This window comes from Nocardia sp. CA-136227 (assembly GCF_050955695.1).
Taxonomy (GTDB): domain Bacteria; phylum Actinomycetota; class Actinomycetes; order Mycobacteriales; family Mycobacteriaceae; genus Nocardia.
The window spans coordinates 2,876,432-2,900,934 of sequence record NZ_CP192081.1; the positions used below are offsets into that span (position 1 = coordinate 2,876,432).

The 24,503-nt window shown below is 69.3% G+C and carries 22 protein-coding genes and 1 pseudogene; 11 read left to right on the forward strand and 12 right to left on the reverse strand.

Translation table 11 applies throughout. The annotated features are described in order from the left end of the window. Positions 1 to 204: 204 nt before the first annotated feature. Positions 205 to 2,115: a vWA domain-containing protein gene (locus ACQP06_RS13060; RefSeq protein ID WP_433672460.1), complete on the reverse strand. Its 1,911-nt coding sequence runs from the start codon at positions 2,113 to 2,115 to the stop codon at positions 205 to 207. Positions 2,116 to 2,206: 91 nt separating this feature from the next. Here ACQP06_RS13060 and ACQP06_RS13065 point away from each other — a divergent pair, with 91 nt between their 5' ends. Then, on the forward strand, positions 2,207 to 2,773 hold the full coding sequence (locus tag ACQP06_RS13065) for a hypothetical protein (RefSeq protein ID WP_433672461.1): 567 nt from the start codon (positions 2,207 to 2,209) through the stop codon (positions 2,771 to 2,773). 6 nt (positions 2,774 to 2,779) lie between these two features. On the opposite strand, the gene ACQP06_RS13070 is transcribed toward ACQP06_RS13065, so the two are convergent. Beyond that, positions 2,780 to 3,706, reverse strand: coding sequence for a LysR family transcriptional regulator (locus tag ACQP06_RS13070; RefSeq protein ID WP_357283038.1), 927 nt, complete (start codon positions 3,704 to 3,706; stop codon positions 2,780 to 2,782). Between the two features lie 124 nt (positions 3,707 to 3,830). On the opposite strand from ACQP06_RS13070, the gene ACQP06_RS13075 reads away from it, so the two are divergent. Genes ACQP06_RS13075 through ACQP06_RS13085 form a run of 3 tightly spaced genes read left to right on the forward strand, consistent with a single transcriptional unit; the run spans position 3,831 to position 7,938 of the window. After that, the gene (locus ACQP06_RS13075) at positions 3,831 to 5,210 is read left to right on the forward strand and encodes an MFS transporter (protein WP_357283040.1); all 1,380 of its coding nucleotides are present in this window, start codon (positions 3,831 to 3,833) and stop codon (positions 5,208 to 5,210) included. Beyond that, the gene (locus ACQP06_RS13080; protein WP_433672462.1) at positions 5,207 to 5,974 is read left to right on the forward strand and encodes a 3-hydroxybutyrate dehydrogenase; all 768 of its coding nucleotides are present in this window, start codon (positions 5,207 to 5,209) and stop codon (positions 5,972 to 5,974) included. Before ACQP06_RS13075 ends, ACQP06_RS13080 begins: the two co-directional genes overlap by 4 nt. Further along, positions 5,971 to 7,938, forward strand: coding sequence for an acetoacetate--CoA ligase (locus ACQP06_RS13085; RefSeq protein ID WP_433672463.1), 1,968 nt, complete (start codon positions 5,971 to 5,973; stop codon positions 7,936 to 7,938). The genes ACQP06_RS13080 and ACQP06_RS13085 overlap by 4 nt, the downstream gene beginning before the upstream one ends. Here ACQP06_RS13085 and ACQP06_RS13090 read toward each other — a convergent pair. Continuing rightward, positions 7,903 to 8,964, reverse strand: a complete 1,062-nt coding sequence (locus tag ACQP06_RS13090; protein ID WP_433672464.1) for a YihY/virulence factor BrkB family protein — start codon at positions 8,962 to 8,964, stop codon at positions 7,903 to 7,905. The genes ACQP06_RS13085 and ACQP06_RS13090 overlap by 36 nt on opposite strands. Before the next feature lie 122 nt (positions 8,965 to 9,086). Between ACQP06_RS13090 and ACQP06_RS13095 the strand changes: the two genes are divergently transcribed. Further along, positions 9,087 to 10,799 carry a DEAD/DEAH box helicase gene (locus ACQP06_RS13095; RefSeq protein WP_357093597.1) on the forward strand — a complete coding sequence of 571 codons (1,713 nt, stop codon included), beginning with the start codon at positions 9,087 to 9,089 and terminating at the stop codon, positions 10,797 to 10,799. A 33-nt stretch (positions 10,800 to 10,832) separates the two neighbouring features. Here ACQP06_RS13095 and ACQP06_RS13100 read toward each other — a convergent pair whose 3' ends face one another. Both ACQP06_RS13100 and ACQP06_RS13105 read right to left on the reverse strand, forming a co-directional pair. Next, positions 10,833 to 11,132: a DUF1905 domain-containing protein gene (locus tag ACQP06_RS13100; protein WP_433672465.1), complete on the reverse strand. Its 300-nt coding sequence runs from the start codon at positions 11,130 to 11,132 to the stop codon at positions 10,833 to 10,835. Positions 11,133 to 11,176: 44 nt separating this feature from the next. Then, complete coding sequence (locus ACQP06_RS13105; protein WP_433672466.1) at positions 11,177 to 11,944, reverse strand: helix-turn-helix domain-containing protein; 768 nt, start codon at positions 11,942 to 11,944, stop codon at positions 11,177 to 11,179. Between the two features lie 55 nt (positions 11,945 to 11,999). Between ACQP06_RS13105 and ACQP06_RS13110 the strand changes: the two genes are divergently transcribed. After that, positions 12,000 to 12,569, forward strand: coding sequence for a class I SAM-dependent methyltransferase (locus tag ACQP06_RS13110; protein WP_433672467.1), 570 nt, complete (start codon positions 12,000 to 12,002; stop codon positions 12,567 to 12,569). 25 nt (positions 12,570 to 12,594) lie between these two features. Here the strand turns inward: ACQP06_RS13110 and ACQP06_RS13115 are convergent, their stop codons facing one another. From ACQP06_RS13115 to ACQP06_RS13135, 5 genes are all read right to left on the reverse strand, one after another. Continuing rightward, positions 12,595 to 13,143, reverse strand: a complete 549-nt coding sequence (locus tag ACQP06_RS13115) for a hypothetical protein (protein ID WP_433672468.1) — start codon at positions 13,141 to 13,143, stop codon at positions 12,595 to 12,597. 1 nt (position 13,144) lies between these two features. Next, positions 13,145 to 14,878, reverse strand: a complete 1,734-nt coding sequence (locus tag ACQP06_RS13120) for a DEAD/DEAH box helicase (protein WP_433673308.1) — start codon at positions 14,876 to 14,878, stop codon at positions 13,145 to 13,147. 248 nt (positions 14,879 to 15,126) lie between these two features. After that, complete coding sequence (locus ACQP06_RS13125; protein ID WP_364689144.1) at positions 15,127 to 15,321, reverse strand: DUF7455 domain-containing protein; 195 nt, start codon at positions 15,319 to 15,321, stop codon at positions 15,127 to 15,129. 475 nt (positions 15,322 to 15,796) lie between these two features. Continuing rightward, positions 15,797 to 17,596: an acyl-CoA dehydrogenase gene (locus ACQP06_RS13130; protein ID WP_433672469.1), complete on the reverse strand. Its 1,800-nt coding sequence runs from the start codon at positions 17,594 to 17,596 to the stop codon at positions 15,797 to 15,799. A gap of 243 nt (positions 17,597 to 17,839) precedes the next feature. Continuing rightward, positions 17,840 to 18,874, reverse strand: a complete 1,035-nt coding sequence (locus ACQP06_RS13135) for an AraC family transcriptional regulator (protein WP_433672470.1) — start codon at positions 18,872 to 18,874, stop codon at positions 17,840 to 17,842. 53 nt (positions 18,875 to 18,927) lie between these two features. Between ACQP06_RS13135 and ACQP06_RS13140 the strand changes: the two are divergent. The 4 genes and pseudogenes from ACQP06_RS13140 to ACQP06_RS13155 all read left to right on the forward strand — a co-directional run. Beyond that, positions 18,928 to 19,089 (forward strand): annotated as a pseudogene (locus tag ACQP06_RS13140) (aldehyde dehydrogenase family protein); the annotation flags it as partial. 59 nt (positions 19,090 to 19,148) lie between these two features. Further along, positions 19,149 to 19,517 (forward strand): DUF952 domain-containing protein, encoded by a 369-nt coding sequence (locus ACQP06_RS13145; protein WP_433673309.1) that lies wholly within the window; start codon positions 19,149 to 19,151, stop codon positions 19,515 to 19,517. Between the two features lie 55 nt (positions 19,518 to 19,572). Further along, positions 19,573 to 20,055: a cation:proton antiporter regulatory subunit gene (locus tag ACQP06_RS13150; protein ID WP_433672471.1), complete on the forward strand. Its 483-nt coding sequence runs from the start codon at positions 19,573 to 19,575 to the stop codon at positions 20,053 to 20,055. 5 nt (positions 20,056 to 20,060) lie between these two features. Continuing rightward, positions 20,061 to 21,248: a cation:proton antiporter gene (locus tag ACQP06_RS13155; RefSeq protein ID WP_433672472.1), complete on the forward strand. Its 1,188-nt coding sequence runs from the start codon at positions 20,061 to 20,063 to the stop codon at positions 21,246 to 21,248. Here ACQP06_RS13155 and ACQP06_RS13160 read toward each other — a convergent pair. After that, positions 21,147 to 22,031: a rhomboid-like protein gene (locus ACQP06_RS13160; RefSeq protein ID WP_433672473.1), complete on the reverse strand. Its 885-nt coding sequence runs from the start codon at positions 22,029 to 22,031 to the stop codon at positions 21,147 to 21,149. The two genes, ACQP06_RS13155 and ACQP06_RS13160, sit on opposite strands and share 102 nt — an antisense overlap. Positions 22,032 to 22,197: 166 nt before the next feature. Here ACQP06_RS13160 and ACQP06_RS13165 point away from each other — a divergent pair, with 166 nt between their 5' ends. Continuing rightward, the gene (locus ACQP06_RS13165; RefSeq protein ID WP_433672474.1) at positions 22,198 to 22,788 is read left to right on the forward strand and encodes a YdcF family protein; all 591 of its coding nucleotides are present in this window, start codon (positions 22,198 to 22,200) and stop codon (positions 22,786 to 22,788) included. A gap of 16 nt (positions 22,789 to 22,804) precedes the next feature. Here ACQP06_RS13165 and ACQP06_RS13170 read toward each other — a convergent pair whose 3' ends face one another. After that, positions 22,805 to 24,394, reverse strand: coding sequence for a Na+/H+ antiporter (locus ACQP06_RS13170; protein ID WP_433672475.1), 1,590 nt, complete (start codon positions 24,392 to 24,394; stop codon positions 22,805 to 22,807). Positions 24,395 to 24,503: the final 109 nt, after the last annotated feature.

Consider the following 24,503-nt stretch of genomic DNA (forward strand, 5'->3'; position numbering starts at 1 on the left):
CCTCTAGTCGGGGTCGCCCTCGCCCAGCAGCTCGTCCTGGACAACCTCGAGCATGCAGGTGTTGTTGTCGAGCAACCCCAGCAGCTCGTCCAGCCGGTCGTTCTTCATCCGGCAATCGTCCCGCGCCCGGCTCCCGGAGACAAGGGAAGGGGCCGCGGTCCGCACGATGACGTGCGACCCCGCGGCCCCGGCTGTCACCTGCGGTTACCTGCTGCGCCGCCCGCGGGCGACGAGGACCGCGATGAGCACGCCGCCCAGGACCACGACGGCGGCCCCGACCGCCGCGGCGATCAGAATCAGCGTCGAATTCGACTTCGACTCGGTCGAATCCGCCGCGACCGGTGCGCCGGGCGTCTTGCCCGACGGGGACGTGCGGCTCACGCTCGGGCCGGAGTGCTCGCCGAAGATGTCGGCGGTACTCGTGTAGCGCGGGCCGCTCTCCTCGGTGCCGCTGACGGTCAGATCCACCTGCACCGGAACCGGGGTGTTCGAGCCCATGGTGGTGTGGTTCGACCCGACCTTGACCGAGATGTAGTACCAGCCCGCCAGCGCTTCCTCGTGCGACTCGTACCGGTCGGCGGAGCGGTTGGTGTATCGGACGGGCGTGGTCGCCAGCGCCTTGCTCGATGGCAGCACCGTGTCACTGCCGGTGTAGGCGCCGGTGTCCGAGTCGATCTCCTCGCGGATCGGGTTGTAGAACGCGGTGCGGATATTGGAGACGTTGTCCGATCCCCGTACCCCGTTCCCGGCGTAGTTGACCCGGTAGGACAGGGCCTGACCCCAATCCAGATGCACCCGGTAGAACACGAATTCGCCCGGCCGCACCACATCGGTGTAGCGCCCGGCGCCCGGGAGGTCGGCGGCGACGGTGAACGAAGCGCCGCCCGAGACCGGCGTGCCCGGCCCGCTCTGCTCGACGAAGGTCGTGGGCTTGGCGGCCGCCGCGGGCCCGGGATCGGTCACGCCCGGTTCGATCGCGAAGATCAGTTCGATCGGAAGTCGTTCCGGCACACCGGTGGCCACCCTGTCCCACTCCAGCTGGAAGTAGTACTTGCCGCCGCCCTTGCAGGTGTCGGAGGGGTTCTCGCGCTTCTGGGTCGCCCGCTCGAACGACTTCGCCACCGTCATGGCCACGCCGTCACTGGAACTGGTGGTCTGCTGGAACTCGAAGAGGTTGCAGTCCTTGCCGTCCGCGCCGAACGCGCGCATGCGGATGACGTTCATATCCTCGACGACGCCGACATTGGTGACGCGTGGAAACGACACGGTGCCACTGAAATACGCGGTCGCGCCATCGGGGATGTCGATACCCCAGTAGCGCTTCTCCTTCTGGCCGATGGTGTCCAGGTACAGCCCGGGCGTCGCCACCGGGGCGGTGTCGTGGCTGCCGGTGCCGGTGATCGGCGTGCCCACGGCCTTGTAGTTGCGCAGGGCGGAGGCGGTGACGCGCGGCAGCGTGCGCTGCAACGCGGCGCCGTCGGCGGCGTCGGTGTAGGTGCCGCCGGTGGCCTGAGCCATGCAGGTCAACTGCGCTCGCGCCTTGCCGTCCACGGCGAAGCCGATGGTGTGCAGCACCAGATCCAGTCCGCGCTGCTTCAATTCGGCCGCTACCTCGCAGGGGTCGGGCGGGGAGCAGGTGTCGTCGCCGTCGGAGACCAGCACGATCGAACGCGGTCCCGAATCCGGCAGCGCCGCGGCGGCCTGACGCAGTGCGGTGCCCATGGGCGTCCAGCCGCGGGCCCGCACACCGTCGACGGCGCTGCCGAGCGCGGCCCGGTCGAGGGTCTGGGGTTTGTGCAGGACCTGCACGTCCTGGCAGCCGGCGGCCTTGTCCGCCTCGGTGTTTCCGGTGCCGGTGCCGTACACGGCCAGCCCGACCCGCGACTGCGCGGGCGCGGAGTCGACGAACGAATGCACGGCCACCTTGGCCGCGTCCATCATGGTGCCCGCCGGATCGGGCCGTTCCATCGATCCCGAAGCGTCCAGGATCAGCATTGTCGGTGCGTAGTCCGGTGTCTCCTCCGCCGCCGCGGGCATCGTGGCCCCGGTCAGCGCGAGGAAACCTACGGCGGCCGCGGCCGCCCATTGTCGGAGTCTCCCAGTGGTATTCGACATCGTCCTCGTCTATTGGTCGAGTTACAGAACGAAACAGACATTACGGACATTCGATGGACGGTGTCGGACGGCCGGGGCCTACAATCCCGGCGTGAGTCTCACCCCCGCCGACCTGGTCGGCTATATCGATCGCGATCTCGACGACGATCTGGCGCGCTGGTTCCCGGACGCGGAAACCGTTGCGGTGCCGGAGGAATCCCGCCCGGTCGAGCCGTTCCTCGCACGTCTGGACGACGAGCACGCGGCCGCCCTGGCCGCTTTCGACGATCGCGTCCGCTCCGGGCGCATGCCGCAATTCCTCGACATCTTCGACTGGTCCTACGCCTTCGATTTCGCCGGAAACGACTGCGGCATCCTCGATTCGGACTACGCCACCGAGCTGACCGACGACGACGTGTACTCTGTCGGCGCCGACGGCGGCGGCAACCTGTACGTGGTGCTCACCAATGGTCAAGTGGCCGTGTGGTTTCACGAGGAAGAGGTGGTCGAGGGCGGCACCCGCTTCGACAATCTCGACGTCTTCGTCTGGTCTTTCGTCCGCTACCGAGCCGTGCGGGCAGGAGTGCTGGAGCGCTCGGCGGTGGAGGCGGATTTCCTCGCCCTGGGCCAGGACGGCGCGCTCGAGCCGGAACTCGGGCTGCTGCGCCTGATGAAGTAGCCGGAATCAGGCGCTCGGCCGCGTCCCGAAGGTGCCGAGCAAGGCGTCGGCCTCCGCGTGCACCCGGGCGCGCAGGGCCTCGACCACCGCGGCCACCTCGGGGCGGCGCAGCGTCTCGGCGCGCGAGACCAGCCAGTAGGTGAGGCGGACGCCGACCTGGTCGGGCAGTACGCGCACCAGGTCGGCGTGGCGGTCGGCCATGAAACACGGCAGCAGGCCCAGGCCCGCGGCGGCCCGGGTCGCCTCCACGTGGACGAAAACATTGGTGGAGGAGATGGATTCGCGCATGGCCGGGGCGAATCCGGAGGCCAGGTCCAGGTCGTCGACCTGGAGCATGGAGTCGATGAAGTAGATCAGGGGATGGTCCGGCAGGTCCGCGACCGAGGCGGGAGCGCCGTGCTCGGCCAGGTAGGCCCGGGACCCGTACAGGCCCAGGACGTAATCGCCGAGGCGCAGGGCCTCGGCGCGGCGGAGCCGGGGTTCGCCGACCACGATCTCGAGATCCAGGCCCGAGCGCTGCGGGGACGCGCGCCGGGTGCCGGTGACGATCTCGACGCTGATCCGAGGGTGCAGACGCTGGATGTCCGCGATCGCCGGGGCGGCCAGGTAGGCGCTGAAACCGTCGGTCGCCGACATGCGGACCACGCCTTCCAGCACGCGCTCGCCGCGCGCACCGGTGAGGGATTTGACCGCGGATTCGACGGATTCGGCGGCCCGCAGGGCCGCACGGCCCAGATCGGTGAGTTCCCATCCCCCCGAGCCGCGGTCCAGGACCCGTCCGCCGAGCGCCCGTTCGAGCGCGGCGATGCGGCGCGAGATCGTGGTGTGGTTGATGCCGAGTTCGTCGGCCGCGGAGACGTATCGACCGCTGCGACCGACCGCGAGCAGCACCAGCAGATCGTCGGGGCTCGGGGTGGCGGAGGTCGCGCTCATTTCTGCATATTTGCAGACATCGGTTGCGAAAGTGGTCATTGCAGCGACTTCGGTCTGCACGAATACTCTCCTTCAGTGCTGTGGGCTGCGTCACAACGCGGCCCGTGTGTGAAGGAGATCAGGCATGAGCGTCCGAGAAGCGGTGCGGCAGGCGGGAACCGGTCCCGCCGCACTCCGGAGGGTGGTGGCGGCCTCCATGGCCGGCACCGTCGTGGAGTGGTACGAGTTCTTCCTCTACGGCACCGCGGCGACGCTGGTGTTCAACAAGGTGTTCTTCGCCAAGGGCACCAGCGATCTGGATGCCATCCTCGCCGCGTTCATCACCTACGCGGTCGGCTTCGCGGCGCGCCCGATCGGCGGAATCGTGTTCGGGCACTTCGGCGATCGGCACGGTCGCAAGAAGCTGCTGCAGCTGAGCCTGGTGCTGGTCGGCGCGGCCACCTTCTTGATGGGCTGCCTGCCCACCTTCGCGCAGGTCGGCTACCTGGCTCCGGTGCTGCTGGTGACACTGCGGTTCATCCAGGGCTTCGCCATCGGCGGCGAATGGGGCGGCGCGGTGCTGCTCGTGGCCGAGCACAGCCCGAGCCGGGGGCGCGCGTTCTGGGCGTCGTGGCCACAGGCGGCGGTACCGCTCGGGAACATGACCGCCACCGTCGTGCTGCTGGTGCTGACCTCGTCGCTGTCGGACGCGGCGTTCCTGTCCTGGGGCTGGCGGGTCGCCTTCTGGCTCTCGGCGGTGGTGGTGCTGATCGGCTACTACGTGCGCAGCAAGATCACCGACGCGCCCATTTTCCTTGCGGCGCAACAGCAGGCCGAGCGGGAGAAGGCCGATTCGTTCAGCCCGTTCGAGGTGCTGAAGCGGTACCCGCGCGGTGTGTTCACGGCGATGGGCCTGCGCTTCGGCGAGAACATCATGTACTACCTGGTCGTCACCTTCTCGATCACCTATCTCAAGGTGCACGTCGGGGCGAACACCAAGGTGATCCTGTGGTGGCTGCTGGCCGCGCACGCCGTGCATTTCGTGGTCATCCCGCTGGCGGGGCGGCTCAGCGATCGATACGGGCGCAAGCCGATCTATCTCATCGGCGCGCTGGCGGCGGGGACCTGGGGCTTCTTCGGATTCGCGCTGATGGACTCCAAGCACAATGCCCTGATCCTGCTCGCCGTCATCATCGGGTTGGTGTTCCACGCCCTCATGTACGCGGCGCAGCCGGCGATCATGGCCGAGATGTTCCCCACCCGGATGCGGTATTCCGGTGTGTCCCTGGGCTATCAGGTGACCTCCATCGTGGCCGGTTCGCTCGCGCCGATCATCGCGGTGAAGCTGCTGGACGTCTACAAGTCCGCGGTGCCGATCGCCGTGTACCTCGCCGCCGCGTGCGCGGTGACCGTGATCGCGGTGCTGTGCGCGAAGGAGACGAAGGGCCTCGACCTCGAGGCCGTCGACCGCGCCGACGCGGAAGAGACCGCGACGCAGGCTGATTCGAAGACGGTGAGCGCATGAGCCCGGGTGATCGCGGCGAGAGTGACCTGCACGGGCGAACGGTGCTGGTCACCGGCGGCGGGAGCGGAATCGGCGCGGCGTGCGCGCGGGAACTGGCCCGGCGCGGCGCGGCGGTGCGGGTCGCCGACATCGACGGGGTGGCCGCCAAGACGGTGGCCACCGAGATCGGCGGCACCGCATGGGAAGTCGACCTGTCCGACGTCGCCGCCCTGGAGAACCTGGAACTGGATATCGACATCCTGGTCAACAATGCCGGCGTCCAAACCGTCGCTCCCATCACCGAATTCCCGCCCGAACGATTCCGGACCATGCTCGCGCTCATGGTGGAGGCGCCGTTCCTGCTCACCCGCGCCGCGCTGCCGCACATGCAGCGGCAGCGGTTCGGGCGGATCGTCAACGTCTCCTCCGTGCACGGCCTGCGCGCCTCGGCCTTCAAATCCGCGTATGTGACGGCCAAGCACGCCCTCGAAGGTCTGTCGAAGGTGACGGCGTTGGAGGGCGGGCCGTTCGGGATCACGAGCAACTGCGTCGATCCGGGCTACGTGCGGACCCCCTTGGTGGACAAGCAGATCGCCGACCAGGCCAAGGCGCACGGGATCGCCGAGCAGGAGGTGGTGCGGACCGTCATGCTGACCGAGAGCGCGATCAAACGGCTCGTCGAACCGGAGGAGGTCGCCTCGCTGGTCGGCTGGCTCACCTCCGATATGGCGGGCATGGTGACCGGAGCTTCGTACACCATGGACGGTGGATGGAGCGCACGATGACAGGGATCTTCGCACCGGCGGCCGGCCACGAGCCGCAGTGGACACCGGGCCTCGACGTCATCGAGGACGCGCGGATCACCCGGTTCACGCGGTTCGTCACCACACGCACCGGCGTGCGCCTGCCCGACTACCAAGCGCTGTGGCAGTGGTCGGTCGACGATCTGCCCGGCTTCTGGCGAGCGGTGTGGGACTGGTTCGAGCTCGGCGACGTGCCCGGTGCGGTGCTGGCCGACGACTCCATGCCGGGAGCCCGCTGGTTCCCCGGCGCCACGGTCAATTACGTCGATCAGGTTGTGCGGCAAGCGCGCACCGATCGGCCCGCCATCGTGACGCTGCGTGAGGATGCCCCGCCGGTTGAGCTGTCCTGGCCGGAATTGCTCACCCGCACAGGCGCGCTCGCCCGGTCGCTGCGCACCCTGGGTGTCGGACCCGGGGATCGGGTGGCCGGGTACCTGCCCGATATCGCCGAGACGGTCATCGCCTTCCTCGCCAGCGCGAGCATCGGCGCGATCTGGAGTGTCTGCGGGCAGGACTATTCGGCCCAGGCCGCGCTCGACCGGCTCGGGCAGCTGGAGCCGACCGTGCTGATCACCGCGGACGGCTACCGGTACGCGGGCAGAACGCACGACAAGCGCGACGAGATCGCGGCGTTGCGCGCCGGATTGCCCACGCTGCGGGCGACCGTGGCCATTTCCCGGCTCGGGCTCGTGGTGAACGGCGCCCTCACCTGGGACAGCGCCGCCTCGATGGAGTACGCGGGGTCCGGGATCGACACGGTGGCAGTGGATTTCGACCATCCGCTGTGGGTCCTGTACTCCTCGGGCACCACCGGAAAACCGAAGGGAATCGTGCACGGGCACGGCGGCGTGCTGCTCGAACACCTGAAATCGCTGTCCCTGCAATCGGATATCGGGCCCGAGGACACCTTCTTCTGGTACACCAGCCCGTCCTGGATGATGTGGAACTACCAGGTCGCCGGATTGCTCGTCGGGGCCACCATCGTCTGCTACGACGGCAGCCCCGCCCACCCCGCGCCGGACGAGTTGTGGCGGTTGGCGGCCCGCACCCGCGCGACCGTGGTGGGCACCAGCCCCGGATATCTGCTCGCCTGCGAGAAGGCCGGCGCGGTGCCGGGCCGCGACCATGACCTGTCAGCCCTGCGATCGGTCGGCGTCACGGGTGCGGCACTGCCACCATCGTCCTCACTCTGGGTGCGCGACGCCGTGGGTCAGCACGTGTCGGTGTCCTCGATCAGCGGCGGCACCGACGTGGTGTCGGCCTTCGTCGGCGGCGTGCGGACGGTGCCGGTCTGGCCCGGGGAGCTGTCCGCCCCCTATCTCGGTGTGGCGCTGGACTCCTGGGACGAACACGGCCGCCCCACCAGAGGCGAGGTGGGAGAGCTGGTGATCACCGCGCCCATGCCGTCGATGCCGCTGCGATTCTGGAACGACCCCGACGGCGCCCGATACCGCGAGGCGTACTTCGACGCCTACCCCGGTGTGTGGCGGCACGGCGACTGGATCACCCGCACCGAGCGCGGCAGCGTGATCGTGCACGGCCGTTCGGACTCCACCCTCAACCGCAACGGGATTCGCATGGGTAGCGCGGACATCTACCGAGCCGTGAGCGCCCTGCCCGAGATCGACGACGCGCTGGTGCTCGGCGTCGAGCAGCCCGGCGGCGGTTACTGGATGCCGTTGTTCGTGGTGCTCGCCGATGGCGCCGAGTTGACCGACGAGGTGCGCCACCGGGTGAATACGGCCATCCGCAGCGAACTCTCGGCGCGGCACGTACCCGACGAGATCATCGCCGCCCCGGGCATCCCGCACACGCGGACCGGCAAGAAACTCGAAGTCCCGCTCAAGAAACTCTTCCAGGGCCGCGATCCCGGCGAGGTCGTCGCACACGGAGCCGTCGACCGCCCCGAACTATTGGACTGGTTCGCGGCTCTGCGGCCCGGGTGACCCGCCCGGCTCAGGTGATCGCCCGGGCTCCGGATCACTCGATTCCGGCGCGGGCGGTCTGCGCGACTGCCACCAGTGGCGGAGCTGATCCCAGCGGGTGGCGCGGGCGGGCCAGAGCTCCTCCACGCTGGCATTGAACTCCGCGCCGAGGATGATCGCGAAGCCCAGGAAGAAGGTGAACAGCAGGAAGGCGATCGGGGCGGCGAGCGCGCCGTAGGAGATGCCGGTGCGGGTGATCCAGGCCAGGTAGCGGCGCAGGCCCTCGCTGGCGGCCATGAAGAAGACGCCCGCGACCAGCGCCCCGCCGAAGAGGCGATGCCACGGCAGGGTGCGGTGCAGCGCGGTCTTGTAGAGGAAGGTCAGCCCGACGATGAGCAGCAGACCGGTGCCCGGGTAGTAGAAGGCGTCGATCAGGCGCAGGCCCGGTTCGCGCCAGCCGTGCGGGAGGACCCGGCCCATGAGGGTCGGGCCCAGTGCGATCAGCGGCAGGATCAGCACCGCCACGATCAGGAAGCCGACGTAGAGCAGCAGCGCGAAGATCCGCTGCCAGACCGGGTGGCGCGCGGTGGCCTGGCCGTGCGCGGCGGTGATCGCGTCGACGAAGGTCGCCATGGCCGAGGATCCGGCCCACAGCGACAGCACGAAGCCCACCGACACCACCCCGCCGTGCCCGCGTTGCAGCACGTCGTTCACGGTCGGCTGGACCAGGGTGTCGACCACGCTGGGACTGAACGCCTTCCGCGCGAAGGCCACGATCTTGGACTGCACGATGTTCACGGTGTTCGGCCCGAACCAGTGCCCGACATAGCCGAGACTGCCGAGCAGACCCAGCAGCAGCGGGGCCAGCGACAGCGTCTGCCAGAAGGCGGCCGCCGCCGATTTGGCGAAGATGGCGTCATTCCACGCCTTGGCCGCCACATGCGTGACGAGCTGCCGGACGCGGCCCCAGCGGGTGTCGGCGAGCACGACGGGGGTGCCGGGCGGGGACGCGTCGGCGTGTTGCGGAGATTCGTCGTGCGCGTTCATCGTGGCCTAAGCATCGCCTACCAGGGCTTCGAATGGGATGGGACCCGCAATGTGTCGTGCGGCACTCGAAGGGGCTGTGTCGGATTGGAAAGCAGTCGGTCGCACTCGCTAATCTCTTCCGAGTGACTTCGGGTGGTGGCGGTTCGCTACGTGCATGGCAACGCAGGGCGCTGACGAAGTATCTGACTGCCAAGCCACGGGACTTCCTCGCCGTCGCGACGCCCGGCGCGGGTAAGACGACCTTCGCGTTGCGGGTGGCCGCCGAGCTGCTCAACGACCGCACGGTCGACCAGGTGACGGTGGTCGCGCCCACCGAGCACCTCAAGCACCAGTGGGCGGCATCGGCCGCGCGCACCGGGATCCAGCTGGATTCGAACTTCTCCAACTCGACCGGTTCCACCTCGTCGGACTATCACGGTGTGGTCGTCACCTACGCGCAGATCGCGTCGCATCCGTTCAAGCACCGGGTGCGCACCGAGAACCGCAAGACGCTGGTGATCATGGACGAGATCCATCACGCCGGCGACGCCAAGAGCTGGGGTGAGGCGGTCGAGGAGGCGTTCAGCGACGCCACCCGCCGACTGCACCTGACCGGTACGCCGTTCCGCAGCGACGACTCGAAGATCCCGTTCATCACCTACGAGGCCGACGAGTCCGGGTTCGAGAAGTCGCGCGCCGACCACACTTACGGCTACTCCGAGGCGCTCGCCGACGGCGTCGTCAGACCTGTGGTGTTCCTCGCCTACTCCGGCGAGGCGCATTGGCGGGACAGCGCGGGCGAGGAGTACTCGGCGCGACTGGGCGAACCGTTGAACGCGGAACAGACCGCGCGGGCCTGGCGCACCGCCCTGGACCCGGCCGGTGACTGGATGTCGAAGGTGCTCACCGCGGCCGACACCCGGCTGCGGCAGCTGCGCGCCACCGGCATGCCCGACGCGGGCGGCCTGGTGATCGCCACCGACCAGGAGAAGGCGCGCGACTACGCCGAACTGCTGGAACACATCTCGGGCACCAAACCGACCATCGTGTTGTCCGACGATCCGGACTCCTCGGACCGCATCGGCGAGTTCAGCAACAACACCGACCCGTGGATGGTCGCGGTGCGCATGGTGTCCGAGGGCGTCGACGTGCCGCGGCTCGCGGTCGGCGTGTACGCCACCAGCGCCTCCACCCCGCTGTACTTCGCGCAGGCTATCGGCCGTTTCGTGCGTGCCCGCAAGGCCGGTGAGACCGCGAGCGTGTTCCTGCCGTCGGTGCCGGTGCTGCTGGACCTGGCCGCGCAGCTGGAACTGCAGCGCGACCACGTCATCGGCAAACCGCACCGCGAGGCCGACGGTCTCGAGGACGAACTGCTCATCGACGCCAACAAGCAGAAGGACGAGCCGGGCGAGGAGGAGAAGAAGTTCATCGCCCTCGCCGCCGACGCCGAACTCGACCAGGTCATCTACGACGGCGACTCCTTCGGCACCGCCACCTTCTCCGGCAGCGACGAGGAGGCCGACTACCTCGGCATCCCGGGCCTGCTCGACGCCGACCAGATGCGCGCGCTGCTGCGCGAACGCCAGTCCCGCCAACTCCAGGACCGCAGCGCCGCCGCCGAGGCCCGCCCGTCCGGGGCCGGCGTGGAGGCGGCCGCCGAGCGCGCCGCCACCGCCGACCGCCTGGGTGAATTGCGCCGCGAACTCAACAGTCTGGTCGCCATGCACCACCACCGCACCGGCAAACCGCACGGCGTCATCCACGGCGACCTGCGCCGCGAATGCGGCGGCCCGCCGACCGCACTGGCGACCGCCGACCAGCTGTCCCAGCGGATCGCCGCCCTGCGACGGGTGTGAGCCGGGGCCGGTGACACGAGCGGTGTCGTGGTCCTAGGCGATCTGTAGCTCGACCTCGACGGGGTCGCCAGCGGCCAGCCCTTCGGCGGTGCGCACGGCCTTCTTCATCGGCAGCACGTAGGTGCCGCGCTTGCTGTCGGGGAAGATCGAGGTGGACCAGCGGCTGGTTCCGACGGTGACTTTCACCTTCACCGAACCGAATCCGGCCGCGGTGTGGCCGTAGAGTTCGTCGATCTCGTCGGTGATGGCCTCGGGCAGGCTCACGAAGTGCCACGCGGCCTGGGCTTCCCATTCCCAGAGCTCGGCGGTGAACGTGTACGTGGACTTCGCCATGCCCCGACGATAGCCGCGAGGGCCGACAGGTTCGGGTTCGACGGTCAGCGGGTGAAGTATCGGGCGGGGGAGACGCCGACCTCGCGGTGGAAGGCGGCGACGTAGGCGCTCGGGGTGGAGTACCCGACGCGGGCCGCGATCCGGGCGACCGGCAGACCCGAGGCCAGCAGCGGCAGTGAGGCGGCGAGGCGGAGCTGGGTTCGCCACTGGCCGAAGGTGATTCCGGTCTCGGCGAGGAAGCCCCGGGCCAGCGTGCGGGCACTGGTGGCGACCGCCTCCGCCAGCTCGGCCAGGGTGCGCTGGTCGGCCGGGTCGGCGCGCAGCAGTTCGGCGACGCGGCGGGTGCGCGGCTCCTCGGGGGTGCGCGCGCCGATCGGGATCACCTCCACCGGATCGAGCAGGTCGAAGACGACCGCCTCGGTGCGCTCGCGCTGGGCGTCGGTGGTGGTGGTCGCGGTCAGGTGCAGGAACAGTTCGTGCAGGAGCCGATCCACGCGCAGCATCACCGGGTCCGGGTAGTGCACCGGCGACCGCTCGGGGGTCAGGAAGATGCCGTGCATGATCGCGCCGTCGAGGGTGCCGGTCCGGTGGACCGTCCCGCCCGGGATCCACAGGGCGCGCGTCGGCGGCAGCACCCAGTGCCCGCCCGGGGTCTCGACGGTCAGCACTCCCCGTGCGGCCCAGGCGATCTGGTGTTGTTCGTGCTCGTGCTCGTCGAACCAGTACCCGGCGGGCAGCGTGCCGAGGCCGAACACCATGGCGGTCGGCCCCGACGGCGGGGCCAGCACCCGGGTCTGGCCGTTTGGCGACATAATCTGTCACTGTAGTCTCTCGTGGCCACGTGCGCCTCGCCCTAGCGTTATGGCCATGGGGATGAACTACTTTCACCAGCTACTCTGCCGTTCGAGCACCTGGGAGCGGGCCAGCGCGAACCAGATCGTCCCGTGGGCGTTGCGGGGCATGGACCTCGGCGACAACGCCCTCGAGATCGGACCCGGCTACGGCGCGAACGTCGACACCCTGCGCACCCGCGTCCCCGCCCTCACCGGCCTCGAGATCGACCCGGCGCTGGCCGCCCGCCTGCGCACCCGCAAGGCCGGCAAGATGCGGATCATCGAGGGCGACGCCACCGCGATGCCGTTGCCCGACACCGAGTTCAGCTCCGTGGTCAGCTTCACCATGCTCCACCATGTCCCCACCCCCGCCCTCCAGGACGAGCTCTTCGCCGAGGCCTTCCGGGTCCTGCGCCCCGGCGGCGTCTTCGCGGGCAGCGACGGCATCGACCGCCCCACCTTCCGGCTCATCCATCTCGGCGATACCTGCGTCCCGGTCCCGCCCGCCACGATGCGGGCCCGCCTCTCCCGCGTCGGTTTCACCGACATCGAAGTCCGCAGCGCGGCAACCAACTTCCGCTTCCGCGCCCGCCGCCCCGAGTAGGCCGGACGGCGGGTCGGCCGAACGATCAGCCGAAATAGACCGCCGGGTCGAGGGCGTCGATTGGTGTCCAGCGGGGAATCGACACCGGGGCTTCGGTGTCGGCGGCGGGCGGGTCGAGGCGGTAGCCCTGGAGATCCAAGGCGAGCCAGGGGTTTTCGTCGATCAGCCGGACGACCGCGTAGCAGGCGGCCAGCATGTGCAGGCAGCGGGCGTTGCGGGCGCGGCAGGAGCAGTCGGTGGCCGCGAGGATCGGGGTGACCGAGATGCCCGCGGCGAGGACCGCGGCGTGCAGGTCGTCGCCGAGGGTGAGGCTGTCGGCGGGGACCACAACGGCGATGGCGTCGATGGTGGCGCGCGGGAACGAGGTCAGTTCCAGGTGCGTCACCGAGGCTTCGGAGCCGCGGTGGATGTGGGCGCGGACCACGGTGCCCTCGATCTCGGTGCGGACGCCGTTGTTGCGGGCGATACTGCGGGCGCGGGGGAGCAGCGGCTCGGGTTTGGTGAGGTTCAACGGTTCCGCGAGCCGGACCCAGTCCTTGCCCCAGGCGGTGTATCCGAATTCATTGTCGGCCATATCAGTTCCCCCGCTTCCGGCGCAGCAGTTCCAGGAGTCGTTCGTCGTCGAGGCGGGCGAGTTCGGCGACCCCGGCCGCGTCGGTGAGGTCGGTGAGCGCGGACTTGCGGTCGTGCATGCCGGCGATGTGCTCCTCGATGGTGGTGCCCGAGGTGAGGGTGGTGACGGTGACGGTGCGGGTCTGCCCGATGCGGTGCGCGCGATCGGAGGCCTGCGCCTCCACGGCCGGATTCCACCAGCGGTCGTAGTGCACGACGTCGGCGGCCCGGGTGAGGGTCAGGCCGGTGCCCGCGGCGCGCAGGCTCAGCACCAGGATCGGTGGGCCGTCCGGGGATTGGAAACCGGAGACGAGCTCGGCGCGCTGTTCGGCGTTGAGTCCGCCGTGGAAGAACGGCACCGCTATCCCGAACTCCTCGGCGCAGTGCCGGACCAGCAGCTCACCGGTCTTGCGGTACTGGGTGAACACCAGTGTGGGGGAGTCGTTGTCGAGGTTGCCGGCCAGGATGTCGGAGCAGACGTCGAATTTGCCGGAGCGCCCGGCCAATTCGCTCAGGTCGCCGGTGATCAGCCCGGGGTGGTTGCACACCTGCTTGAGTTCGGTGAGCACGGCCAGTACCCGGGTGTGCCGTTGCGAGCCGCTGCCGAAGCCCTGGGCCTCGGCGCGTTCCAGCAGCTGGTCGTAGATCCGTTCCTGTTCCGCGGTCAGGTCGCACACCAGGTCGGTGTGGATCTTGGGCGGCAGGGTCGCGGCGACCTGGGTCTTGCGGCGCCCCAACACGATCGGCTCGAGGGCGTCGCGCAAGCGCAGCACCGCACTCGCCGAGCCTTCGCTGATGGGCCGCACGAACCGTCGCCGGAATTGCGCCTTGTGGGTGAACTCGCCGGGCACGACCAGGTTCAGCAGTGCCCACAGTTCGTCGAGGTGGTTCTCCACCGGCGTGCCGGTCAACGCGATGCGCGCGTCGGCGGGAATCGCCCGCGCCGCCTTGGCGACCTGGGTGCGCGGATTCTTGAGCACCTGCGCCTCGTCGAAAACGACGCTCGCCCAGCGCTGCCCGGTCAGGGCCTCGCCGTGCCCGCGCAGGGTCGGGTAGCCGGTCACCACGATGGCGCCCGCGTCCGCGTCCGGGGCGTCGCCGCCGCGCCAGGCCACGGCCCGCAGTCCGGGCGCGAACCGCTCGATCTCATGCGCCCAGTTGCCGACGAGTGATGTTGGACACACTACGAGTTGTGGCCCGTCCGCGGCCTTCCCGAGGAGGTAGCCGATGGCCTGCACGGTCTTGCCGAGGCCCATCTCGTCGGCCAGCACCGCGCCGCCGTGTGTGGCGGTCGTCTCACGCAGCCAGGTGATGCCGCGTGCCTGATACGGCCGCAGCTCGGCCTTCAGTCCGGAGCGCAGCTCGGCACTCAGCGTGACTGTGTCCCGCAGCGCTCGCAGCGTCCGCGCCGCGGACGCCACGGCCGTTCCCGTGGCGTTGGGCACGGCGTGCGCGGCCGTGGGCAGGAGGCGGGTCTCGATGTCCGTGTCGAGGGCCTCTCGTAATCGGTGTATCGATTCGCCGGGATTCGCGATAGCCAGAGTGCATAACCGTTCCGGTTCCACCAGAGCGCATTCCACGTCGGCGACGCCGATGCCGTCGCGGTCCGGGACGGCCAGGGCGAGGGTCTGCACCTCGCCCAGTTCACGCGGCGCGCTTCCGGGACCGTGGCCGGTCCACGTCCAGAGCGCGACCATATGACGATCCTGCAGGTAGGTGGCTTGCGAGGTCTGCGGCACCCATCCGTTGTACCCGGCCGGACTCGCCGGGCGCACATGACGCTTCTCGCGTTGCGCGCAGTACTTTTCACGTGTCTTCGGCCACATTTGTGACCGCTACCACTTTTTATAGCGGTCATGCATAGCGAAAGCGGGCGACCTGCCGGTCGCCCGCTTTCGGGGTTTTCTGTTGGGAAGATGGAATTGTCGTGAGTTGGGAGGAGCTGTTACAGCGCCGGTGCCGACTCCGAGTCGATCACGGCCTCGAGCGCACGAAGGCGGTCCATGTGCTCATTGGCGTGATGCTGGCAGAAGAGCAACTCTCCACCTGCGGGCAAGGTAGCGCGCACGCGCGCAGCCGCCCCGCAGCGGTCGCAACGATCGACCGCGGTCAGTGGGGTGCTTGTCAGGGTTCCTGGCATGACTCCTCCGTCCTGGCTCTGGGTGTTCACGCACCGTTCGCCTGGTGTGGGGGCCCGCGGACCATTCCGCGAACCTCGCTACCGCTACTTCCCAGCAGTGGCTTGTTGACTACTCTGTCAGACGTTCGGCGAGAGGACTTTGTTCCCGTGCAGTTTCCCGTGTGTTTTCAGTAACACGACCTGGGATTTCGCTGAAAGCGAACAGGTCCTGGTGACTGCCCTTCAGGACGGAGGAACCTCCCGTTCGAACACGCTGATCGAGTTGTCTATCCGGAGACTACCCGGGCGCACTGACACTCACACTCCGATTGGCTGTCGTGCCCTGTGCGCCAGCAAACCGTAATCAAGGCGGCTGAATCGGAGACCGGGCCGCGACCGGCGCGACCTCGCGTTCACCTGGGGCTTCGATACCTTCAGGGGGTATGCGCTTCCTGCATCGTTCGCCCGTCGCGAACGGCCGTGCCGCCCGGCGTGTTCAGAACCAGGATTCGTCGAGTTCCACGGTGGTGCGATCGCCGGAGTCGAGCAGGTCGAATTGCGGTGCGGTGCGGGGGAGTTCCCACCGGAAGAAGTACCGGGCGGCCAGTCGCTTGCCGTGGCCGAAGGCCGACTCGGGCAGGGCGTGGGCGGCCACCGCCTGCTCCAGCCAGATCCAGGCCAGCACCACGTGGCCGAACGCCTCGAGATAGACCGCCGAATTGGTCAGCGCCGCTTCGGGGTTGCCCGTGCCCCACAGGCCCGCCGTGGTGGCGGCCAGCCGGCCCATGGCGGCCTCCAGGGCCTCGCCGAATCCGGCCAGCTCGGCGTCGCCGGTGCCGCGGGCCGTCGAGACGGTGGCCGCCATCGTCTCCAGCAGGGTCGTCAAGGCCGCGCCGTTGTCGAGGGTGACCTGCCGGCCGAGCAGGTCCATGCTCTGAATGCCGTGGGTGCCTTCGTGAATCGGGTTGAGGCGATTGTCGCGGTAGTGCTGTTCCACGTCGTAGTCGCGGGTGTAGCCGGCGCCGCCGTGGATCTGGATGGCCAGGTCGTTGGCGGTCAGGCACCACTGGCTGGGCCAGGACTTGGCGATCGGGGTGAGGATCCGCAGCAGCGTGCCCGCCCGGTCGCGGCCGGATTCGGTTGCCGCGGTGCGGTGCTCGTCGACCAGCTTGCCGCAGTAGAGCTGCAACGCCAGCGCGCCTTCGGCATAGGCCTTCTGCGCCAGCAGCATGCGCCGCACGTCCGGGTGCTCGATGATCGGCACCTGCCCGCCGCCGCGGGCGCTGACCGGGCGGCCCTGCGGACGGGTGCGCGCGTAGTCGAGGGACTTCAGGTAGCCGGTGTAGCCGAGCGCCGTGGACGCCAGACCGACCCCGATGCGGGCCTCGTTCATCATCGTGAACATCTGCGCCAGTCCATGATTCGGCTTGCCCACCAGATAGCCGACCGCGCCCGGCTCGCCGCCCGGGGTGAAGTTGCCGTCGCCGAACACCGGCGCGGTGTTCACCGTGCCGCGCCAGCCCATCTTGTGATTGATGCCCGACAGCACGACATCGTTGTGCACGGTCGGTTTGCCGTCGGCGTCCGGCAGGAACTTCGGCACCACGAACAGCGAGATGCCGCGGGTGCCCTCCGGCGCGCCCGGGGTGCGGGCCAGCACCAGGTGCACGATGTTCTCCGACAGGTCGTGGTCGCCGCCGGAGATCCACATCTTGCGCCCGAACACCCGATACGAGCCGTCCGCCGCGGGCACGGCCCGGGTGGTGATGTCGGCCAGACTGGACCCGGCCTGCGGCTCCGACAGGGCCATGGTGCCGAAGCTGCGGCCCTCCAGCATCGGACGCACATAGGCGTCGATCTGCTCCGGGCTGCCGTGCGCGGCAAGCAGATTCGCATTGCCGGTGGTGAGCAACGCGTACGCGGCGGTGCCGACATTGGCCGCGTGGAACCACGACATGCACGCGGTGTAGACCGAGTGCGGCAGCTGCATCCCGCCGACCTCGTAATCCATTGCCGCGCCGATCATTCCGGCGTCGGCGAAAGCCTGCAACGCCTTGCCGACCGCGGGGATGATGTGCACCCGCTCGCCGTCGAAGGTGGGCTCGTGCAGATCGCTCTCGCGATTGTGCGGAGCGAAGTAGGTGGCCGCCAGATCCTGACAGAGACGCAGCACCTGGTCGAAGGTGTCGCGGGAGTGGTCGGCGAAGCGGTCCCGGGTGGTCAGGGACTCCACGTCGAGCCAGTCGTAGAGCAGGAACTCGAGGTCGCGCGCGGACATGATGGTGGAGGGGTTCATGGTTCCTCGAACGGTCGGGTAGCGAAGTCGTACCTGCCGGTCTACCAGATGCCCCGCGCGCTCCGCTGACCAGCATCGACGCGCCGGAAGTTACCGGACGCGGGTCAGGGTCGGTAAGGAGTTCCGGTAACCGCGCGCCCGCACATCCGGACCTTCACGCGTGCCCGCGCCCACCGCCATGCCGCACCGTCGTGCGGCGCGCCGCACCGTCACGATCGCACCGTCACGCCGCGAACGGCAGCGTCACGACCGCACCACGTGGCGGCCGCGGTGGGCGCGGCCGAAGTGGCCGGGTGACTGGCCCTTCCAGGTGCGGAAGGCGGAGGTGAAGGCGGACACGCTGGCGTAGCCGAGTCGGTCGGCGGCCTGCTCGACGGTGAGGCCGGCGATGAGCAGCTCCTCGGCGAGGATGCCGACGGTCTCCAGGCTCAGTTCGCGGAAGGTGGTGCCCTCCTCGGCGAGACGGCGGCGCAGGGTGCGGACGCTGACGTCGAGGTCGGCGGCGATGCGGGTCTGGTCGGCGGAGCCGCCGTGGCGGATGAGCAGCTGGCGGACCCGGCCGCTGAGGCCGCAGCGGCTGCGCCGGGACTCCATCAGGTCGGCGCACTGCTGCTCGTAGAAGCGGGCGGTGGACAGGTTCGCCTGGGGGAGTGAGGTTTCCAGGGTGGCGGCCCGGAACTCCATGCGGGACTGCGGCATCGAGAAGCGCACGTCCTCGACGCCGAAGACCGCGCCGAACATCTCGTAGATGGGGTGGGCGCCGATGTAGAGCTCGACGCGGACGGCGGGGACGCGGATCGGAATCAGGTCCTGCTGGACGGTGGCGATGGCCGCCAGATCCCGTTCCAGGGCGAAGCGCCGGATCTCGGCGGGCAGTGCGCTGTCGTCGCGCTGGATCCAGACCTGGGTGCCGCGGGTGTCGAGGGAGTGGCGGGCGGTGGTGAACGACAGGTCCGCGTAGCGCAGGGCGATGTCCATCGCGTGCCGCAGACTGGCGCTGCTCATCAGCGCGAAGCCGAGCACACCCATGGACGGCGGATGGCACAGCAGTCCGGCGAGCAGCCCCATGCCGGGTTCGTCGTCGGTGGCGGCGACGACATTGGCCATGACGGAGTACTCCTGCGCCATGGTGATTTCGGTCGACGGGTCGTGCAGGGCGGGTTCGCGGATGCCGCTGCCGCGCAGCACGTCGGCCAGCGGAATGCCGCGGCCCACAGCGAAATCGGCCAGCAGCGCGGTGCTGGTGATGGAACGAATCCGCGCCAACTCTTCCGTCACTCGGGAAGTCTCGCAAACTCCGGGCGTCCGCACTGCCGTTACCGGCCGGTAAGGTGCCTGGTGCGGCCCGTATTCGCTTTCCGTGCTGCCTGGATCTCGGCGGTGAGTCGGCGGCGGTGGCGCTGTCCGACGCCGACCTGGATCGAGCCGCGGCCGGCATCGCGCTCGGCGGGCTGGCGAAAAATGGGCAAAGCTGCAATAGCGTGGAACGCGTCATCGTCGAGTCCGGCCCCAGCCGTACTGAGCCGCCCTCGCCTAGATTGGACGGGTGGGAATCGAACAGGACACGACACCGGCCACCCTGCTGCACATCTGCTCCCGCGAGGAGTGGGAGAACGCCCGCGCCGCAGGCGAATACCGCGCGCCGTCGCTGGCCGAGGCCGGATTCATCCACCTGTCCGCCCCGTACCAGGCGCACCTGCCCGCCAATCGCCTCTTCGCCGGCCGCACCGATCTGGTCCTGCTGCACCTGGATCCCGCCGCGCTCGGCTCGCCGGTGGCATGGGAGCCGGGCGTGCCCACCGATCCGGACTCCATGCTGTTCCCCCACCTGTACGGCCCGCTGCCGCTGACGGCCGTCACCGCGGTGACCGATTTCCTGCCCGGACCCGACGGCGGCTTCGCCCCGCTGGAAGCGAACTGATCACGCCCCGGACGCAGCTCCCCGCTATTCGCGCGCGTTGTCCTAATCTGGACCCGTGAACGTCGATGTGACTGCCCTGCCCGGTATCGGTGTCCGCAAGGACTTCGAAGTCAGATCGGGCCGGCGGATCGGAGTCGTCGCGCACCGGGACGGCGGAATCGACCTGATCGTCTCCCAGCGCGACGACCCGGACGCCTGCATCGCGCAGGTGCCGCTGGCCCCCGACGAGGCCGCGGTGCTGGCCAATCTGCTCGGCGCGCCGCAGCTGGTGCAGCAGCTCCGCGAGGAGCACTCCGACCTGCCCGGGATCACCACCCGCCAGCTCAGCATCAGCGGCAGCTCGCCGTACCGCGGGCGCATGCTCGGTGAGACCGGCATGCGGACCCGCACCAAGGCCTCCATCGTCGCGATCATGCGGGCGGGGCAGGTGCAACCGTCGCCGGGTCCGGATCAGGTGCTCGACTCCGGCGACATCCTGGTCGTGGTCGGAACTCCGCACGGGCTGGACGCGGCCGCTCGCATCCTGGCCGACGGCTGAGCCCGGTGGACTCGACCGGCCTAGCCCTGTTCGAACTCGGCGCGATCTTGTTCGCGCTCGGCATGCTGGGCCGTCTGGCCGCTCGCTTCGGCATGTCGCCGATCCCGCTCTATCTGCTGGGCGGCCTGGCCTTCGGTTCGGGCGGCATCGTGAAGATGAAGGCCGCGACCGAATTCGGTCACATGGCCGGCGAGATCGGCGTGGTGCTGCTGCTCCTGCTGCTCGGATTGGAGTACACCGCCGCCGAATTGGTGACCGGGCTGCGCCGCTCCTGGGTCGCGGGTCTGATCGACATCGTCGCCAATGCCACGCCCGGCGTGCTGGTGGCGCTCATGCTCGGGTGGGGTGCGGTCGGCGCGGTCACCATGGGCGGCGTCACCTACATCTCGTCCTCGGGCATCGTGGCCAAGGTGCTCAACGACCTCGGGCGGCTCGGTAACCGCGAGACGCCGGTGGTGTTGTCCATCCTGGTGTTCGAGGATCTGGCCATGGCGGTCTATCTGCCGATCCTCACCATGATGCTGGCCGGGCTGAGCTTCGTCAGCGGACTGCGGTCGCTGGCCATCGCGCTGGTGGCGATCACCGTGGTGCTCATCGTGGCGCTGCGCTACGGCCGCTACGTATCGGCCATCGTGGACAGCAACGATCGGGAAGTATTCCTGCTCAAGCTGCTCGGCGCGGCGCTGCTGGTGGCGGGCGCGGCCTCGGCGCTGAAGGTGTCGGCGGCGGTCGGGGCGTTCCTGCTCGGCATCGCCATCTCCGGATCCACCGCGCAGGAGGCGGCCAAACTCCTCGAACCGCTGCGAGACCTGTTCGCGGCCATCTTCTTCGTGGCGTTCGGGCTCAATACCGATCCCACCGCGATCCCACCGGTGCTGGGGTGGGCGATATTGCTGGTCGTCGTGACCGCGCTGACCAAGATGGCCACCGGGTGGTGGGCGGCCTCACGACAGGGGATACGGAGGATGGGCCGGGCGCGATCGGGTGCGGCCCTGGTGGCGCACGGCGAGTTCTCCATCGTCATTGCCGGGCTGGCGGTTTCGGTCGGCGGGGTCGATCCGCGACTGGCGGCGCTGGCCTCGGCCTACGTGCTAATGATGGCCGTGCTCGGCCCGATCGTGGCCCGCCTGGTCGAGCCCACCATCCGGCTGGTCCAGCGCAACCGTGGGCGGATCGACCCGGTCCCCAGCTGAATTCGTGCTGCTTCCGGCCGCATCGGCGGATTGCGCCGGATTCCGTTTCGCCGCCTTGCGCTCGCGGACGGTGATCAGCCGGTGCGAGAGCGCCACCGCGACCGCGCCCACCGCGAAACCGATGAGCAGCGCGAAGAAATGGCCGTAATCGGTGAACGTGCGCCCGTGCCACACCCCGAAGCCGTACCAGACCAGCATGGCCAGCGCCCACACCCAGCGGGCCGGACCCCGCAGCCGGAAGGTCAGCACCGCCAGCATCGCCGAGATGCCGTAACTGGGACCGACATCCGAGGCGAACGCCACCCGGGTCGGGATCAGCTGCTTGTCCAGCTTGTGCGCGATGCCGAGCACGGTGATCAGGGTCGCGCCGACATGGCCGATGGCCACCACCACGATCCAGCGCAGCGACCCCAGCCAGCGTTCGGCCAGCGCCATCAAGGTGATCAGAATGACGATATCGGTCCAGGGGAACCCGCCATCGGTCCAGAACGCCGAGGCCACCAGCACCTGGATCGGATCCCGCTGCATATTGCGCAGATTCGTGGAGGCCGAGAAGATCAGCCGCCGGCCCACGATGTCGCTCGCCCCGCGCAGCGTCCACCAGGTGATGAACAAGGTGAACGCGTAGGCGATACACGCCGGGGTGACCGCGAGCAGATCGCGATAGGCCTGGACCCCGCGCCGCACCCGATGCGGCTCCGCCCACCACTGGACGAGTGTGCGGAACCGCTCGCCCAGGTCAACGGTCCGCAGCCAGGGCGGCTGATAGGTGCCCAATGCCATTGCGTCATGCTAACCCGAGGTCAGGGGCTCGTCAGTGCATCGCCGCGACCCGCATCCATGGCGGGACGGTGGCGGGCGACTACCGTCGATGCGGTGCGCGGGCATGCGATCGAGCTGCTGCGCGCGAGCCTTCGATGCTGGAGCCGATCTCAGGAGGTGTGACCTGGTGCGGACGTGGCGGGGCGTCGTGCTGTGGGCCGGGGCCGCGGTGGTGACGCCGTTCCTCGGATTCACCGGATACACCCTCGGCCGGGCCCGGCGGGCGCCCCGGCCGGGCGCGGAGGTGGTGGTCGTGCTCGGCTGCCGACTGCGCGGCGACCGGGTCTCACCGATGCTGGCCCGGCGGTTGGATCGGGCGCTGGAGGTGATCCGGGACGAGCGGGGGCGCAGGCCCCTGGTGGTCGTGTCCGGCGGGCAGAGCGGCCGCGATACCGTGCCGGAGGCGATGGCGATGGCCGATTACCTTGTGGCGCACACGATTCCGGCGACGGGCATCGTCGCGGAGAATCGGTCCCGGAACACCGAGGAGAATCTGCGGTTCACCGCCGAGGAATTGGACTCGCTCGGCATCGACCCGCGCACGGCGCGAATCACGGTGGTCACCAGTGATTTTCACGTGTTGCGCACGCGGCGGCTGGCCCGGCGGCTGGGGTTGCGGGCCGAAGTGGCCGGGGCGCGGACCACCTGTCTGCTGACCCGCAAGTCGTTCGCGCGCGAATTCGTGGCGGTCCTCGTGTCGCTGGGCCGGGACGGATGATCAGGCGGGGAGCGGCTCAGTTGGCGGCGCCGCGCAGGTCCAGACGGCGCATCACCCGGTCCACCACATCCGGCGGGACGCCGGGTTCGCGGCGGGCGGCCAGGGCTTCGGAGCGTCCCGCTTCCAGCACGTCATTGGTGATGGCCCGCATCTTCGCGGTGAAGGCGATCGCGCGATCGGTGGCCATGCGGGCATTGCTGTCGGCGGCCTCGGGGTCGGCGTGGGCGAGGCGGCGTTCGAAGCTTGCCCGCAACCGGTCGTAGACCTCCTCGGGGAGCTGCTCGGTCTGCGAGATCTCTTCCAGCCGTGCGATTTCGGCCTGCAGCACCCGCGTCCAGAGCTCGCGTTCGATGACGCGTTCCGCGCCGGTGTCGGCCCGCACACCCGTGGCGCGCACCACCGCGGGCAGCGTCGGGCCTTGCAGCAGCAGCGTGAACAGCACGACCGCGAACGCCGTGAACAGGATCTCGGTGCGTCCCGGGAACGGCTTCCCGGTGTCGGTGGTGAACGGGATGGCCAGCGCCAGCGCGACGGTCGCCACCCCGCGCATGCCCGCCCACCAGGTGACCAGGGTCTCGCGCCAGTTGTAGGGCTCGTCGCGATCGTGGGCGCGCCACCAGGATTGGAAGAGCTTGGTGGTGATCAGCAGCCAGATCAGCCGCAACCCCACCACCACCGCGATGACCACGGCGGCCCCGCCGAGGAAGCGCGGCCAGTCCGGTCCGGCGTCGCGCAGCACCGTGCTCAGTTCCAGTCCGATCAATCCGAACGCGAACCCGGTGACCAGCATTTCGGTGATCTCCCAGAAGGAGTCGCCCACCAGGCGGTAGTCGCTGTCGCCGAAGTCGGTGGCGGCGTCGGTCAGGTACATCGAGCACACCAGTACCGCCAGCACCGCCGACCCGCCGCGCGATTCGGAGAAACCGTAGGCCGCGAACGGCAGCAGCAGTCCGAGCGCGACCCGCCACGGGGCCTCGTCGAGCCGTTGCATGAGTTTGCTTCCGGCCCAGCCGAACAGCAGCCCGACCGCCGCCCCGACCAGCGCCGACACCCCGAAGTCGAGCAGCGCGCCCCAGGCCGAGAAGCTGCCCGACACCACCGCCTGCACCGCGACCGTGTACAGCACGATCGCGGTCACGTCATTGAACAGGCCCTCGCCCTCCAGCACCGCGACCAGTCGCCGTGGCAGCCCGAGCTTGCCCGCCAGCGCCGACACCGCCACCGGATCCGGTGGCGCCACCAGCGCGCCCAGCGCGACCGCCGCCCCGATCGGGACGGCCGGATACCAGAGGTGGAAGGCCCAGGCCACGGCCACGGTGGTGACGATGACCAGCACCACCGCGCGCAGGCTGATGGCCGCCCAGTTCTCGGCGAACTGCCGCCACGAGGTGCGTCGCGCGGCCGCGTACAACAGCGGCGGGAGGACCAGCGGCAGAATCAGTTTCGGATCGATCTGGATATTGGGGACCTGCGGGATGAGCGCGAGCACCACGCCGAAGGCGGTCATCAGGACCGCCGGGGCCTGGCCCAGCCGTCGTCCGAGCGGCTGCGCGAGGATCGTCGCGAACAGGACCGCGAAGATCAACTCCAGCTGATGGTGGTCCACGGCCCTCAGTTTGCTGCGGATGCGCCCGAAAGTCGAACACCGCGTGCCGATTCTCAGCGAACGCGAACCGTGATTCTCAGGCTGCCGGGCAGGTGGTTCTCAGCCTGCC